This is a genomic window from Saccharothrix espanaensis DSM 44229 (genome assembly GCF_000328705.1).
In the GTDB taxonomy this organism is placed as follows: Bacteria; Actinomycetota; Actinomycetes; order Mycobacteriales; family Pseudonocardiaceae; genus Actinosynnema; species Actinosynnema espanaense.
Map to the genome: position 1 here is coordinate 6,267,379 of NC_019673.1, position 14,181 is coordinate 6,281,559.

Annotated in this window: 14 protein-coding genes; 13 read left to right on the plus strand and 1 reads right to left on the minus strand. The window is 69.1% G+C overall.

The features are described 5' to 3' along the window. The first annotated feature begins 96 nt into the window (after window positions 1-96). The gene (locus BN6_RS46985; protein WP_015102976.1) at window positions 97-342 is read left to right on the plus strand and encodes a hypothetical protein; all 246 of its coding nucleotides are present in this window, start codon (window positions 97-99) and stop codon (window positions 340-342) included. On the opposite strand, the gene BN6_RS27045 is transcribed toward BN6_RS46985, so the two are convergent. Then, window positions 329-1,822, minus strand: a complete 1,494-nt coding sequence (locus tag BN6_RS27045; protein WP_041314171.1) for an SIR2 family protein — start codon at window positions 1,820-1,822, stop codon at window positions 329-331. The two genes, BN6_RS46985 and BN6_RS27045, sit on opposite strands and share 14 nt — an antisense overlap. 700 nt (window positions 1,823-2,522) lie before the next feature. On the opposite strand from BN6_RS27045, the gene BN6_RS27050 reads away from it, so the two are divergent. The 12 genes from BN6_RS27050 to BN6_RS27105 all read left to right on the plus strand — a co-directional run bounded on the left by BN6_RS27050 (window position 2,523) and on the right by BN6_RS27105 (window position 13,562). Beyond that, window positions 2,523-2,879 (plus strand): effector-associated constant component EACC1, encoded by a 357-nt coding sequence (locus BN6_RS27050; RefSeq protein WP_015102978.1) that lies wholly within the window; start codon window positions 2,523-2,525, stop codon window positions 2,877-2,879. Window positions 2,880-2,881: 2 nt separating this feature from the next. Beyond that, entirely contained in the window at window positions 2,882-4,066 is a 1,185-nt protein-coding gene (locus tag BN6_RS27055) for a caspase, EACC1-associated type (protein ID WP_015102979.1), read from the plus strand. 88 nt (window positions 4,067-4,154) lie between these two features. After that, window positions 4,155-5,081, plus strand: a complete 927-nt coding sequence (locus BN6_RS27060) for a substrate-binding periplasmic protein (RefSeq protein ID WP_158509444.1) — start codon at window positions 4,155-4,157, stop codon at window positions 5,079-5,081. Between the two features lie 401 nt (window positions 5,082-5,482). Further along, complete coding sequence (locus BN6_RS44220) at window positions 5,483-5,989, plus strand: DUF6069 family protein (RefSeq protein WP_148303028.1); 507 nt, start codon at window positions 5,483-5,485, stop codon at window positions 5,987-5,989. Window positions 5,990-6,356: 367 nt separating this feature from the next. After that, window positions 6,357-6,740 (plus strand): flavin reductase family protein, encoded by a 384-nt coding sequence (locus BN6_RS49120; protein WP_015102982.1) that lies wholly within the window; start codon window positions 6,357-6,359, stop codon window positions 6,738-6,740. A gap of 1,784 nt (window positions 6,741-8,524) precedes the next feature. Continuing rightward, window positions 8,525-9,562, plus strand: coding sequence for a zinc-dependent alcohol dehydrogenase family protein (locus BN6_RS27075; protein WP_015102985.1), 1,038 nt, complete (start codon window positions 8,525-8,527; stop codon window positions 9,560-9,562). Beyond that, the gene (locus BN6_RS48100; protein WP_015102986.1) at window positions 9,559-9,903 is read left to right on the plus strand and encodes a hypothetical protein; all 345 of its coding nucleotides are present in this window, start codon (window positions 9,559-9,561) and stop codon (window positions 9,901-9,903) included. Before BN6_RS27075 ends, BN6_RS48100 begins: the two co-directional genes overlap by 4 nt. 148 nt (window positions 9,904-10,051) lie before the next feature. Next, window positions 10,052-10,624, plus strand: coding sequence for a DoxX family membrane protein (locus BN6_RS27085; protein WP_015102987.1), 573 nt, complete (start codon window positions 10,052-10,054; stop codon window positions 10,622-10,624). Between the two features lie 87 nt (window positions 10,625-10,711). Beyond that, window positions 10,712-11,176, plus strand: coding sequence for a universal stress protein (locus BN6_RS27090; RefSeq protein ID WP_158509445.1), 465 nt, complete (start codon window positions 10,712-10,714; stop codon window positions 11,174-11,176). Next, window positions 11,142-12,062 (plus strand): ABC transporter ATP-binding protein, encoded by a 921-nt coding sequence (locus BN6_RS27095; protein WP_015102989.1) that lies wholly within the window; start codon window positions 11,142-11,144, stop codon window positions 12,060-12,062. The genes BN6_RS27090 and BN6_RS27095 overlap by 35 nt, the downstream gene beginning before the upstream one ends. A gap of 4 nt (window positions 12,063-12,066) precedes the next feature. Continuing rightward, a complete protein-coding gene (locus BN6_RS27100) occupies window positions 12,067-13,227 on the plus strand; it encodes an ABC transporter permease (protein ID WP_015102990.1) in 1,161 nt (386 codons plus the stop codon). Then, window positions 13,224-13,562: a hypothetical protein gene (locus tag BN6_RS27105; protein ID WP_015102991.1), complete on the plus strand. Its 339-nt coding sequence runs from the start codon at window positions 13,224-13,226 to the stop codon at window positions 13,560-13,562. The genes BN6_RS27100 and BN6_RS27105 overlap by 4 nt, the downstream gene beginning before the upstream one ends. The last annotated feature ends 619 nt before the right edge of the window (window positions 13,563-14,181 follow it).

Sequence of the window (14,181 nt, forward strand, 5' to 3'; positions counted from 1 at the left end):
CGCGACACCGGACCGCCAGGCGCCAGGCGCAGTAGCGCAACGGCAGCGAAGGGCGATACACGTGGTACAGGGACCCGGTCATGGGGCGGTGATGAGATGGCGCACACGTACGAGTTGCCGGATCTACCCGACGGATGGTCTCGCGCGCGGATCGGTCAAGTCGTCGTGCGGACCCGCGCCGCCGAGCACCTGACGTTCGAGGAACTTGTCGAGCGCGAGGTCCGGTCGAGCGTCGAGTTGGGTGACCCGAGGCAACGCGCCGAGTTGGAGGCCGACATCCGCGCGGACTTCCGGCGGCGCGTCGACCAGTACAGCCGAGGGTGCCCGGTCACTTCCGGATGATCAGCTCGGCGACTGCTCTCATGTGCTCGGCGATCACGGTGCCGATGCGGGCACCGTGGCGCTCGTTGATCTTCGATGAGCTCTTCGGGCGCATCGAGGCCAACGAGATGACGCCGACGGGCAGGTCACCGGATCTCTCGTCGAGTCGGATCGGCACGCAGAGGTAGGTCAGCCACCGGTCGCTCCGACCGGCGCGGGTGTCTCCGTCGTCCGGGTAGATGACCGGGCGGCCGGCGCAGAACGCCCTGACCGATTCGTACTCCGAGTCGGCGACGATCTCGGCGTAGCGCATCATCTCCGGGTTGCGCCACAGGCTCGCGGTCGACGCCCACAACCACAGCCGGCCCGTCTCCACCGGGTCTCGCCGGACCCAGATCTCCAGCTTCATCAACTCGCCGTGCGGCACCGACAGCGCGGTCCTGATTCGCTGCAGGGCCGCGTCGAGCGCGTCGTGGTCGGCGTGCTGGCGCTGTTCCAGCGTGCCGTGGCTCTCATGGCTCCACGAGTTCCACCAGGCTCCCAGCCGCTGCCGGTAGGGCCGGGTCGGCAGTTTCGGCACGGCGGGATTTCGACGACGCAGGCAGATCTTGATCTCCGTGACCAGTTGCGCCACCTGGTAGTAGAAGTCGGGCACGACCGCCTGCACTCCGAACGAGCTCATCCGGTCGACCACACTGTCCTTGACGTCGTCCACCGTCGCTTCCGCCCCGGCCGGGAAACCCATGCCCTGCAACGGCACCACGGCGACGCGAATCCGGTCCTCGTCGGCCTCCGGGATGGTCGCGGCCAACGCTCTCAGCAGCGGGGGGTCGGTGAGGCTCGACCCCAGCACGATCACGGAGTGGCGTCTGAACAACTCCTCCAGGACCGCGCTGGAGCGGTCGTAGGCGACCATGTAGTCACGCTCGCTGAGCACCACCGTCGCGCGCTGCCGACCGCCACCGTTGGGGACGTGGCCGTGCAGGTGCAGGATCTGGCCGGGCCGGGTGTGGTCGGCGACTTCGAAACCAAGCGCGGCGTCACGCTCCTCGATCACGGACACGCGCGCTTCCACCGGCGGCAGGCCGACGACCCTCCGACCCAGGTTCAGCAGGTCCACCTCCTGCTGGATGAACTCGTCGTAGTTGGTCGTGGTGAGGAAGAATTCCTTGCCGTTGTCGACGAGTTCAGCGGCCAGGCTGACCACGGCTCGGGCGAGCTCGCCCTGCTGCCACGCCCGCCCGCCGTACAGCAGGGTCCTGATGTCGTTGACGAGCACGGTCTCCCATCCGACCGAACGGTCGGCGTACAGCTTGGCAACGACGGAAGCAGCCTGCAACGGGGTGTTGGTCTTCATGATCGCATCCGCGACCGCGGGCGACTTCTGCCTGCTCAACAGGTTCTCGACGAGGGCCGGCCAACTCAAACCGGTCCGGTCGATCGTGACACCCGCGCCCGCGTAGATCACCAGCGACTGCCGTGCGGCAACACGGTCGATCACCGCGTTCAGATCATCGTCGTCGAAGAACCGACCAGAACTTCGCGAGAAGTACACCGGAACCCACCCCCTCGAAGCTGGTTCGGACCTGATGGTGTGATCGGCACCGGCCGATCCACGTTACCCACCAAGACATACGGTCTACCTGCACGAGACAGTTTCACCCGTTCGCTGCGCATCTCGGAGAGAACGTGCGTTGCGAACCCCGAAAAATCGGGGACAGCAGTGACCACACCCTCCAGGACAGCCATGCCGACCAGCGCGAAGATCCCCCGCCTCACCGCCGGCGACGACAACCCCGGTTCCGGTCTCGGGATGCGAATCGTCGAGCAGCACGCCGACTCTTCGGCCGGCACGTACGAAGTCCCCGGCCCGCAGCGGCCACGACCGGAACTCGGCGACAAAGAAATCGAACCGGCTTTGCCGCACCCGCCGCACGGCGCACAGGTCGACACGATCACCGCAAGGGAACTACTACCCCGATGGGACAAGGTCTTGTCGCACATCTTTTCGAGGAATTCCATTTCGAGTAGAAATAATCAACCGCCGATGCCTCGGAACGGTAACGATGCCGCCATTCCGGTAACGCCTGCCCGACACCTCGGGACATGGTGTTGCAGACGCAGACGGCACTAGTCGCCGACATCGCCTTCCACCGACGAGCCCGCACCAGTACGGAACGCGGATGACAACAGGAGAACGCGTGACACTGCCCATCGTGGTGGACGGCCGTGACGACGGACTCTGGCGCTGGCTGAGCCGAGACCCGGCGCTGGGAGGCCGGATCCGGGCCGTTCCCGGGCGACCGCCGGAATCGACGCTGGGTGCGGAATTCGTCCTGATCGCCGCCGTCACCGTGGTGCCCACCCTGGTCAAAGCCATCCTCGCCTACCTCGCGGAACGCGAGCGGGGACGAGCCGTGAAGCTGCGACTCACCGTCAAGGAGGCTGACGGCAGTCAACGGACGGTGGAACTGACGGGACAGTCGGACGCGGTCGTCGTGACCCGCCTGATGCTCGACGGGGGCACCGGGCACCGCATCGAAGCGACAGAGGACTGACGATGCGGCTCCCCGACCCGGACAAGTCCTACGCCGTGTTCCTCGGCACCACCAAGTACTCCGGGGACCTCGTCGACCGGCCGCTGCCCGCAGTGCGGGGCAACGTCACCGACCTCATCGCCGCACTCACCGACCACGAGCACGGGAGCTTCCTCCCCGACCACTGCATCGACCTCGTCGACGTCGACGACGCCACGCACATCCTCCGGACCATCGAAACCACCGCGCGCAAGGCCACGGACACCTTCCTGCTCTACGTCGCGGGTCACGCCTTCCCGAAGGACCCGGGCGGCAACGAACTGTTCCTCTTCCTCCCCGGCACCGACCTGGCACGCACCCTCTGGTGGCGGGACGCACTGCCCTACGCGGAGATCCGCGACGTCCTGCACCACAGCGTCCCCGCCAACCGCATCGTCATCGTCGACACCTGCTTCGCGGGTATGGCGCTGACCGAGGCGATGGCCGCCGACGCACGACAGCTCTTCGACGTGACCGGTGCCTACACGCTGGCCGCCGTCGGACCGAACAGCCGCGCCATCGCGCTGCGGGACGCTCCGCACACGGTGTTCACCGGTCTCCTGCTCGAACTGCTCACCACCGGCGTACCCGGCCTCGGCGAACTGCTGTCGTTCCCCAGGGTCTTCCCCTACCTGCGGGCGAGACTCCTCGACGAACGACGGGAAGAGCCACACCAGCGCTCCAGCGGAACGGCCGAGCACCTCGGGGTCGTCCGCAACCGCGGCCTCAACGGCGCGTGGGCACTTCCCGAGGACATGGCGCGAGACCTGGTCAGCAGGGAACCCGCCGCGCGCGCGGCGGTGCTGGACAAGTTCGAGGACCTGTTCCACACCGGCACCGCCGCCGTCAAGGTCCGGGTTCGCGCCCTGGTCGTTCCGATGATCGACGACGACAGTCGGATGGTCGCCGAGAAGGCGGCCGACCTGCTGGACCGGTTCCACCCCGACTGGCCACGGAGACCCGGGCGGCGCTCGGCGTTGCACAAGCACCTGACCGATCCGTGGTTGCTCACGTTCTCCCCCGTTCTGGCGGCGGTAGCCACCGTCATGCTATGGCCCGTGGCCAATCTGGCGTCGTTGGCGATCTCCATCCCCGCTGCGGCGTGCGGACACATCGTGGCGGCGGCGATGAGCGCGCGAGTGTCCACACCGGACGGTGTCGGTCACTGAGCAACTGCTCGCAGATTCCTCCCACCGAATCGACAGGGATCCACACATGACTGCTCGACGGACCATTCTCCGAAGAATCATCCCGCTGGTGGCAGCTGTCGTGGTCGTCGCCGCTACGATCGCCATCGTCCGGTTCGTCTCCACCGGCCACGGTGAGGCCGACACCGCGGCCTCCGGCCAGAGCACGGCAGTCGTCCGGCAACCTACTTCCGCCGCCGCGCTTCCCCCGTCCTCGTGGGCCTCGCCGGTCCGCATCGGCATCAACGGGTCGTTGCCGGGGTGGAGCTACCCGTCCTCGACACCGGACGGGTACGACGGTTTCGACGTCGCCCTCATCCGCTTCATCAAGGACAGCCTGCACATCGAGGTGCATCTGGTACCCATGCAACCCGGAGAACGGGAGAAGAGCCTGCTCGACGGCACAGTCGACCTCGTTGTCGCCAACTTCTCCATGGACGGCAAGAGCGTCGCCCGTGAGGGATCGGCGCGCAAGGACGTGCTCGCCTTCGCCGGCCCCTACTTCCGGGACAGGTCCGGGATCATGCTGTCGACGAAGAAGCTCTATGAGTTCACCCACCAGAATGCGACGATCCCGTCGGAACTGGTGTGCGTGGTGAAGGGGACCACCGCCGAGGGGTACATGACGGGCGCCAAGGTGCGGCGGTCGCAGGCCGAGTGCTTCGAGGAGATCGGCAAATCCGACGAGGTGGGCGAGCGCGTCGTCGGCGCGGTGACGGACGAGACGATCGTGGACGCCTACAAGCACGCCAAGGCGAACGACCGCCTTGCGGGCACCGTGATGTGGGACGGACAAGACCACCCGATCAGTCCCGAGATGTATGGCATCGGCATGCGCAAGGGCGATCCCGCGCGGTGCCGCGAACTCGGCGGCGTGATCACAGAGTTTCTTGTCTCGCAGGGCGATCCATGGCACAAGGCGTTCTACGACAGCCTGGGCGCGCAGTCACCCAAGGACCGCAAACCCACAGCGGTCGATCCCACCTACTGCGGCTGACGGGTTGCTCGCCTTCGGAGGAGTCGAACTGGGCGGAAACCTCTCATCGAAGTCTTCGCCCTCATGGCCGGCGCCGGAGCCGGGACTGCGGCCCGCTCGGGGCAGCTTTGGGGAACGCTCGCCCCGGATCGAGAACCCCGTGCCCGATCGGGCGTTCGTTCCGTCGAGCGCGGATACCCGGCAACCGGCCCGACTTGCCCTGGTGTCGCCTGTTCATCTGGGCGCAGGGGCGGGACTCCAGGCATCTGCGACCTCACGGCTTCGCCGCTTCAGCGGCCTAGTGCCCTGTTCGGTAGGGACTTTCGGCAGACGTGCGGTGCCGCCGACTGGAGGACAGTCGAAGCTCGGGGGGATGTGAAGCGCAACGCCGCGGTGACCGCCGCCCGCACAGGGAGAACGCTGTGAAACAACGACGTGACACGTACGAGATCCAGCACCCCGCGCCCAGGACCCACTTCGAGTCGAAGTCCTCGTCAGAAGACGACGCGCACCCGTTACGCCCGTACTCGCCCGGACTCTTATGGGCGGATGGCACGGCCACGGCGTTCGTGGCCGGGCTGCTCGCCGTCGCCGGCATCCTGTTCGCCCGAGGGGCGCTCGACATCGCCGTACTCGCCCCGACCGGCGACGCGGTCGGAGGGACAGCCGGCACCGTCGGCTATGCCGTGGTCGCCGCCGCAGCGGCGCTCGCCGCGACCGGTCTGCTGCAGCTGATGCTCGCCACGACCCCGGACGCGGTGCACTTCTTCACCCGGATCGTCCAGCTCCTGGCGGTCATCGCCGCGGTCCTGCCGCTCGGCTTCGACGCGGGCACCGGTACCCGCGTCGTCACGGCCCTGCTCAACACCTTGATCGGCGCAATGATCGCAGCGTCGTTGCGCGATGTCGCGCGCCGCTCGCGCAAGTGAGCAGCCCGCCCACTCCGGCGGGCTACAGATCCATCGCGGTTGTCCTGCGCGTGGGTCGATTGTCACTGGTGGCTTCACCTGTGCTGGCGCGGCCGATCTGAACCACCTGTCATGGTGTTCGGCGACCACAGTGACATGATCGTCCCTTCGACCGCACCGACCGACCGATCGTGCGGGACGGAGTCGGTCGGTGTCCACGACACCGACCGACTCCAAAGTCGTTCGGCCGATTCTGGGCCGACCGCGGCACGAGGTCCGATTTCGGCGAGTGCCATGACCACGACGCGGGCAGGCTTCGTCCTAGGAGCAACCCGCCACCCGTGCATTCCGGGATCGAGCCCGCGATCCTCTACTCGGAACGCCGGTTGTGCGGATCTTCAGCGACAACGAGAACGGCACACCCAACCTCGCGCCGATGTCCTCGGCGTTCTGCCTCGGCTCGCGCGCGCTCCTCGGCCTGGAGGCCAGTTCGCAGACGACTCGGAACATGTCGCGCACCCGCCAGTGCGTCCTCAACCTGCCCTCCGTCGACCTCGCCGGGGCGGTGGACCGGCTGGCCCTGACCATCGGGGTGGATCCGGTGCCCGAGCGGAAGCCGCTGTGCGGATACCGGCACGTCGAGGCGAAGTTCCACCGCGCCGGGCTCACGCTCGTGGCCTCGGAGACGGTGTCGCAGCCTCGCGTCGCGGAATGCCACCGTCGTCGTGGAGGCGATCGTCGAGGCGGTGCACCAAATGGCAGCCGACGATGAGGGCCTGCGCGGGGCCATCGTGTCGTTCGAGGTACGTGTGCAACGTGTCTTCGTCCACGACAGCATCCGCGCGCCCGGCGTCCAGGACCGCATCGGCTCCGCACCTATGGCACCGGCTGATCGTGAGCTTCCAGCACTTCTACGGCCTCGGTCCACGCGTCTGACCCTCCACCCTCGCGCCAATACCGGAACGGGTGTACCGGAGCTCCGACGTCGACCGGGCGAGAGCCACCTCTATCGCGCGACGCCGACAGCCCATGTCCCTGCCGCCAAGACCGAGCACCGGCGGCACGGACGCTTGCGCGGGAGATTCACCGACGACTTCACCTCACAACCGGTGCACGTCGTGCGCCCGCCCTTGAACGATGTACTTCCTGGGCCACAACGCACGGCCACACGTCGAAGGTCTTCTTCCCCATCGCCACCGTCAGCTCGCTTCGCGCCGGACGCCATGGTGCTCATCGATGTGACGCGCTCCGCATTCCTGGTACGTCGGAAGGGCCTTCCAGCGGGACGTCGCCCACGATCGGGTGGGGTCGACGTCGTGTGCCTGGATGTGCGCGTGGGCAGGCATGGTTCCGGTAGCCGGGCGCTTCAGTCCAGCGGTCCACTGGCTGCGCCGGCATTGCGCTGCTCCTCCGCTCAGCGATCACCGGCGCGGACACGCAGATCGTTACAGGCTCGACGAACCCGCCGCCATCCGAGTGGCGTCGGCAGGCGATCGAAACGACCCTTCAGAACTCGGCGATGAACAGGTCGGGCCGCACGCCCACGCGGAGCAGAGAGGAACTCACGTGTCGCCAAACGCGACGACCTCCGATGCGGCTGGAGGCATGAGCACTCAGTCGGTCGCCGTACTCGCACTGTTCATCGTTCTCATCCTCGTGATCCTGGCAGTGCGCCGGACACTCCGCAGGCAACCACGACACACGCGCCGTACCGCCGTCACGCCTTCGAACGATCCCAGCCTCGACGTGGCACAGGTACAGACCGTGACGAGCGCATCGGCACCGGACGACCTCTGAGGTTCACCCCGCCCGTCCGGCGCTGACGAACACCGCCCGCGTACCGAGCGACAAGCCTGGCCGGGACCGGAGGAGCGGGGCATCAGGCACTGCCACTTGGCTCGGTCGATCACCGGTGAGGGCACGCCCTGGTGCCGCACTCGTTTTCGTCGCAGGGAATCCGCACCCACACGGTCTTTCCGCTCGCCAAGGACCGCACGCCCCAAGCCTCGGACAACTTCGCGACGACGATCACGCCTCGGCCGCGACGGTCTCCACACCGTGAGCGGCGCGGGACCGGGAGCCGGGCGTCGACGCCCAGCGGTGTCACCGTGCACGACCGGTTCACTACCCCCGGGATCAGCACCACCGGCGCTTGGTCCGTCCTGTTCTGCCCGCCGGGCGTACCGGTGCGAGGCCCTTCGCCTGCACAACGGGATCGGAGCGGCCCACCCCCGCGGCCCGGATATGCCAGTCGCCAACAGCTTGACCAACTGGCACAGGCCCGCACCGACCCGCAGAGGTGGGCTGCGACTGCGTGATGGCCCTGTGCCGCCAGCCCCGGCGTCGACCGTTTCGGTGATCGTCCTGGAGGGGTCGACCACGCATCCGCCCCTTCCACTGGTCACGGCGAACTCGGCGGGCTCGTGCACGTGAGTGGCACAGCGCCTTGGTGCGACCGGGACCTTCGGGTGCGGCGGCAGGGGCCTCGGGCTCTCCTCGTGCCCGTGCCGCGAGCGGAGGCTGGAAGGCGTACCAACCACAGCGAGGAGGCGCGCGATGAAGGCGATGGTCTACCAGGGTCCCGGGCAGCGGTCTTGGCAGGACGTGCCCGACCCCGTGCTGGTCGGGCCCACCGACGCGGTCGTCCGGGTCACCGCCGCCACGATCTGCGGCACGGACCTCCACATCCTCAAGGGCGACGTGCCGGAGGTCGAGGCCGGGCGGGTGCTCGGGCACGAGGCCGTCGGGGTCGTGGAGGAGGTCGGTGCGGCGGTCACCTCGGTGCAGCCGGGCGACAGGGTGCTGGCGTCGTGCATCAGCGCGTGTGGGCGTTGCCGGTACTGCCGGGCCGGTGTCTACGGGCAGTGTCTCGGCGGCGGGGGGTGGATCCTCGGGCACACGATCGACGGGACGCACGCCGAGCGGGTGCGGGTGCCGTTCGCCGATTTCTCCACGCACCTGGTGCCGGACAACGTCGATGACTCGTCGGCGGTCATGCTGTCGGACATCCTGCCCACGTCGTTCGAGGTCGGTGTCCGCAACGGGAACGTACAGCCCGGACAGACCGTGGTCGTGGTGGGCGCGGGGCCGATCGGGCTGGCCGCGATCGAGACCGCGAAGTTGTTCAGCCCCACTCGGATCGTGGCCGTCGACCTCGTACCGGCGCGGTTGGAGGCTGCCAAGCAGTTCGGGGCGGACGTCACGGTGCGGGCGGACGAGGATCCGGAGCGGGTGGTCGCGGAGCTGACCGGCGGGTTGGGCGCGGACGTCGCGATCGAGGCCGTGGGTGTTCCGGACACGTTCGAGCTGTGCACGCGGCTGGTCCGGCCCGGGGGCCGGGTCGCGAACATCGGTGTGCACGGGCTGCCCGCCGTGCTGCACCTGGAGAAGCTGTGGATCCGCAACGTCACCATCACGACCGGCCTGGTCGACACGGTGTCCACGCCGACGCTGCTGGAGATGCTGGCGGCGGGCCGGTTGGACGCCGGCAGGTTCGTCACGCACCACTTCCCGATGTCCGAGATGGATGCCGCCTACGACGTGTTCGCGCGGGCGGGCGAGACCGGAGCGCTGAAGGTGGTGCTGACCCGATGACCGCCACGGAGGAACGTCTCGACGCGTGGACCGGGTTCCGCGGCGAAGGCTGGCGGCGGGAGATCGACGTGCGCGGGTTCGTGCAGGACAACTACACGCCGTACGAAGGCGATGCGGGCTTTCTGGCCGGTCCGACGCCGAGGACAGCGGCGTTGTGGCGGGACCTGTCCGGGCTGTTCGCGGAGGTGGAACGCGTGGACGTGCTGCCGTTCCACAAGCTGGGCGCGCCGAAGTACGCGAAACTCGGCACCCCGTTCGCCCTCGCGGGCACCCCGACACCCACCGCGGTGCTGGTCTCCCAGGTGCGTTCGACGTTCATCGCGCACGGGCTCAACGCCTGACCCGACCGCGGCCGTTCGGTCGAGGACCTTCGGCACGACGAACAGCGCCCAATGAGCCGCGATTGTCCCTGTGGAACGAGGACTTTCTTCCGCTCACAGGCGAGTGACCCGCTGCGAGGCTGGGTGCAACGACAGAGAAGGAGGCGTCATGACCGCGATTGCCGACACCACCGCCGACACCACCGCCGACACCACCGCCCGCACCGACGTGGGCACCAAAGCACTCGCCGTGCTGCGGATCGCCACCGGGTTCGTGTTCCTGTGGGCGTTCTTCGACAAGGCCTTCGGGCTCGGCTACGCCACGAAGTCGGCCGGCGCGTGGTTCAACGGCGGGTCGCCGACCAAGGGCTTCCTGAGCCGCGTCGCCGTCGGCCCGTTCGAGTCGACGTTCCACGCCTGGGCCGGCGCGGGCTGGGCGGACCTGCTGTTCATGCTCGGGCTGCTCGCGATCGGCGTCGCCGTGACGGCGGGGTTCGGCCTGCGGCTCGCCGCGATCGCCGGTGCGCTGATGATGCTGCTGATGTGGGCCGCCGAGTGGCCGCTCGCCCAGGTCGACTCGGCCGGCCAGGCGACCATGTCGACCAACCCGATCGTCGACTACCACGTGATCTACGCCCTCGCGCTGATCGCGGTGGCGTGGACGAACGCCGGCGACACCTGGGGCCTCGGCCGCCGGTGGGCCCGAATCCCCTCGGTGCGGGACAACGCGTGGCTCCGGTAGTGACCTCGCGGCGGGTGCGGAAGCAGATCCGCACCCGCCGTTCTGCTGTGCGAGAGGGAGAAGGCGATGACTGGACAACCTGTGGTCGTGGTCGGTGTGGACGGGTCGCCGGCGAGCACGGCGGCCCTGACGTGGGCGGTGGCGCACGCCCGCGATGTCGGGGCACGAGTGGTCGCCGTATCGGTGTGCCGGGTGCGGCCGACGCCGCCGTCAGATGATCGACAGCTGACTCCCGCCGACGCGTTCACCGCGCTGCACCAGCGCGAGCTGGACCAGGCGATCTCGGTGATCGACGCGGGCGATGTCGAAATCGAGGCGCGGGTGCCACGTGGTGCGGCGGGGCCGGTGCTGGTGGCGATTTTGACGGACGCGGACGCTTTGGTGCTGGGCGGTCACGGCTACCGCAGGGGGAAGGTGTCGGTGATCGGACCGGTCATCGGCCACTGCCTGCGACACGCGCGAATCCCGGTCGTCGTCGTGACAGCGGGAGGAGGCGGCGACGGGAGCCCGGCCCGCGTTGGAATGCCGGTGTCTGCGCAAGAATTTCGGTGACCTGGCAGCGGTCGACGACGTCAGCTTCCACTTGTCGGAAGGCGAGACGTACGGGCTGCTGGGGCCGAACGGCGCGGGCAAGAGCACCACCATCTCGATGGTCGCGGGCATTCTCGCACCGGACTCGGGGAAGGTCCTGGTGTACGGCGTGAGCGCCGGTTCGGCCGCGGCCAAGCGGCGGATCGGCTACGTGCCACAGGAACTCGCGCTCTACCCGGACCTGACCGGGCGGGAAAACCTGCGGTTCTTCGCCAGGTTGTACGGGCTCTCCGGCCGAGCCTCGGCCCGGCGTATCGACCACGTGCTGGAGGTCGTCGGGCTCGGCGACCGCGCCGGCGACTTGGCGCGGGAGTACTCGGGTGGCATGAAACGGCGGCTCAACGTCGGTGCAAGGTTGCTGCACCAGCCCCTGTTGCTGGTGTTGGACGAGCCGAGGGCGGGTGTGGACCCGCAGAGCCGCAACGCCATCGTGGACAACGTCCGCGAACTCGCGGCGGCCGGCATGGCGATCCTGTACACCACCCACTACATGGAGGAAGCGGAACGCCTGTGCGACCCGGGGCGGCGTGATCGACGCGGAACGTCTGATAGCCGAAGGACTCGACGTGAACTGGTCGAGCGGCTCGGTGAGCGGAGCCACATCTCCCTGGTGGTGCAGGGAGACACGGCTTCCGCGCTGGCCGCCGCACGCGCGCTGCCGGCGGTCCGGTCGGTGCCGGCCCGCGGTGACGAGGTGGAGCTGGTCGTGACCGACGCCGGGATCTGCCTGCCCGAGGTGCTGGCGGCGGTGACCCGCGACGGTGTGTCCGTGCGGTCGGTACAGGTCACCGAGCCCGATCTGAAGACCGTGTTCCTGCACCTGACCGGCAAAGCGCTCAAGAGGTGACCCGGTGCGGCTCATCCTGCTGATCGCGGCGAAGGAAGTGCGGCAACGCTTGCGGGACCGTTCGGTGTACGTCTACGCGCTCCTGCCGCTTGGGCTCACGCTGGTGCTGAACCTGGTACTGGGCAGGGTGGACGGCTCGGGCCCGTTCCACTTCGCGGTGGCGGTCGAGGACCGCGGGCCGATCGCGGCGTCTTTCGTGGACACCGTGCTGCCCGCCGTGCGGGACAGTGGCGCTGCCGACTTCCGGGTGGTACCCGATGCCGGGGAAGCCAGGCGGTTGGTGGACGAGCGCGAGGCGTCCGCCGCGCTGGTGTTGTCGGAGGGGTTCTCCGACGATGTGCTGAGCGGGCGCGCCGCGGTCGTCGGTGTCGTGGGTGGTGCCGATGCCCCGTTGGGGACGCGGGTGGCGCGGTCGATCGCCGATTCGTTCGTCCAACGGCTCACGACGGCGCGGGTCGCCGTCGCGGCGGCCGTGCACGCGGGGTCCGCTCGTGATCCCGCCGAGTTGGCTGCCTTGGCGGGTGCGCTGAACGTTCCTCCGCTGATCTCCGACACCGCGGCACGGCGCGAACTCGACCCGACGACGTACTACGCGGCGGGGATGGCGGTGTTCTTCCTGTTCTTCACCGTCCAGTTCGGGGTCGCGAGCCTGCTCGACGAGCGCCGGGACGGCACGCTGGCGCGGCTGCTCGCCGCACCGCTGCGCCGTTCGTCGATCCTGGTCGCGAAGCTGCTGACCAGTGCGGTGATCGGGGTGGTGAGCATGGCTGTGCTGGTGGCCGCGAGGAGCGTGCTTTCGGGTGCGCGGTGGGGGCACCCGCTGGGTGTCGGGCTGTTGGTGGTCGCCTGCGCGCTCGCGGCGACCGGGGTGGCCGCCGTGGTGGCCGCGCTCGCGCGCACCGCCGACCAGGCCGGTGGGTGGCAGGCGGCCATCGCGGTCACCCTGGGATCGCTCGGCGGCACGTTCTTCCCCGTGGCCCAGGTCGGCGGGGTGCTCGCGGCGGCGTCCTACGCGTCGCCGCACCGGTGGTTCATGCTCGGGCTGTCCGACCTCGCCGCGGGGGACGTCGCCGCGGTGCTGCCGTCGGTGGCGGCGCTGACGGGGTTCGCCGCGGTCGGTCTCGGCGCGGCGCTGCTGATGACGCGGAAGGCGGTCGCGCTGTGAAGGCACTGGTCATCGCGGGAATCGGGCTGCGACGGCTGTTCCGGGACCGGATCAGCCTGTTCTTCCTGTTCGTGCTGCCGTTCCTGCTGATCCTCGTGATGGGGGCGGCGTTCGGCGGCGCGGCGCGGCCGGCGCTGGGCGTCGTGGGCGACGGGCCGGTCCTGGACGAGCTGCGCGCCGAGCCCGCGATCCGAATCGAGCGGCTCGCGGACGAGGCCGCGTTGCGGTCGGCGGTCGAGCCGGGCGAGGTGAGCGCGGGCCTTGCTCCGCACCAGCGGCAAGCAGTCAGCCGGATCCGGCCTCCACGCCCGGCTGCGCTTGTTTGCCGGGGCTGACTTGAGGCCGTTCCAAGGTCGACCTTTCCAGCCTGACGCACAGAGTGTGCAATCCGTGTGTCAAAGCCCGGGGCACACCGCGAACGCCGCTTCCGTCGCGTTGCGGACGGCGCGGGCAAGTCCGCGCCACCCGACACCAAGCCCGCTCCTCGCCGCGACCAGGCGGTCAACGCCCGGTGCAGCAGCCCGGGACGGGTATGTCTGGTCAGCGTCACGCACCGAGTCGCGGGTCGGGTACCGGCGGCCCGCGTGCGGGCAGGGGACAAGGCGGGCCTCGGTGGAGTCCGAGAACCTGTTGCCGCAGTTGCTAACCGCCGTCGGCACCACCACCCCGAAGTGCTGTCCGGCACCGCCGACCTCACGCACCTCCGCGCGCTGGGCACCGGCAACCGCAACCTGTTCGTCATCCGGTTCGACCTTGCGTCGCGCGGGGCGACGCGGAGGAGACCGCCCGCGCCATCGCCGACCACGAAGAGATGCTCGCCGGAATCGTGTGAGCGCATGGCCCTGCCCCCGATGCCCGAAGTGCGCAGGCACGGTTGCCTGCAGCCGACCAAGGGCAGGTGCGGCCGGCCGACCGTCACGCGGCGCTGCGATCGCGGGCGGGGCTGTGGCACTC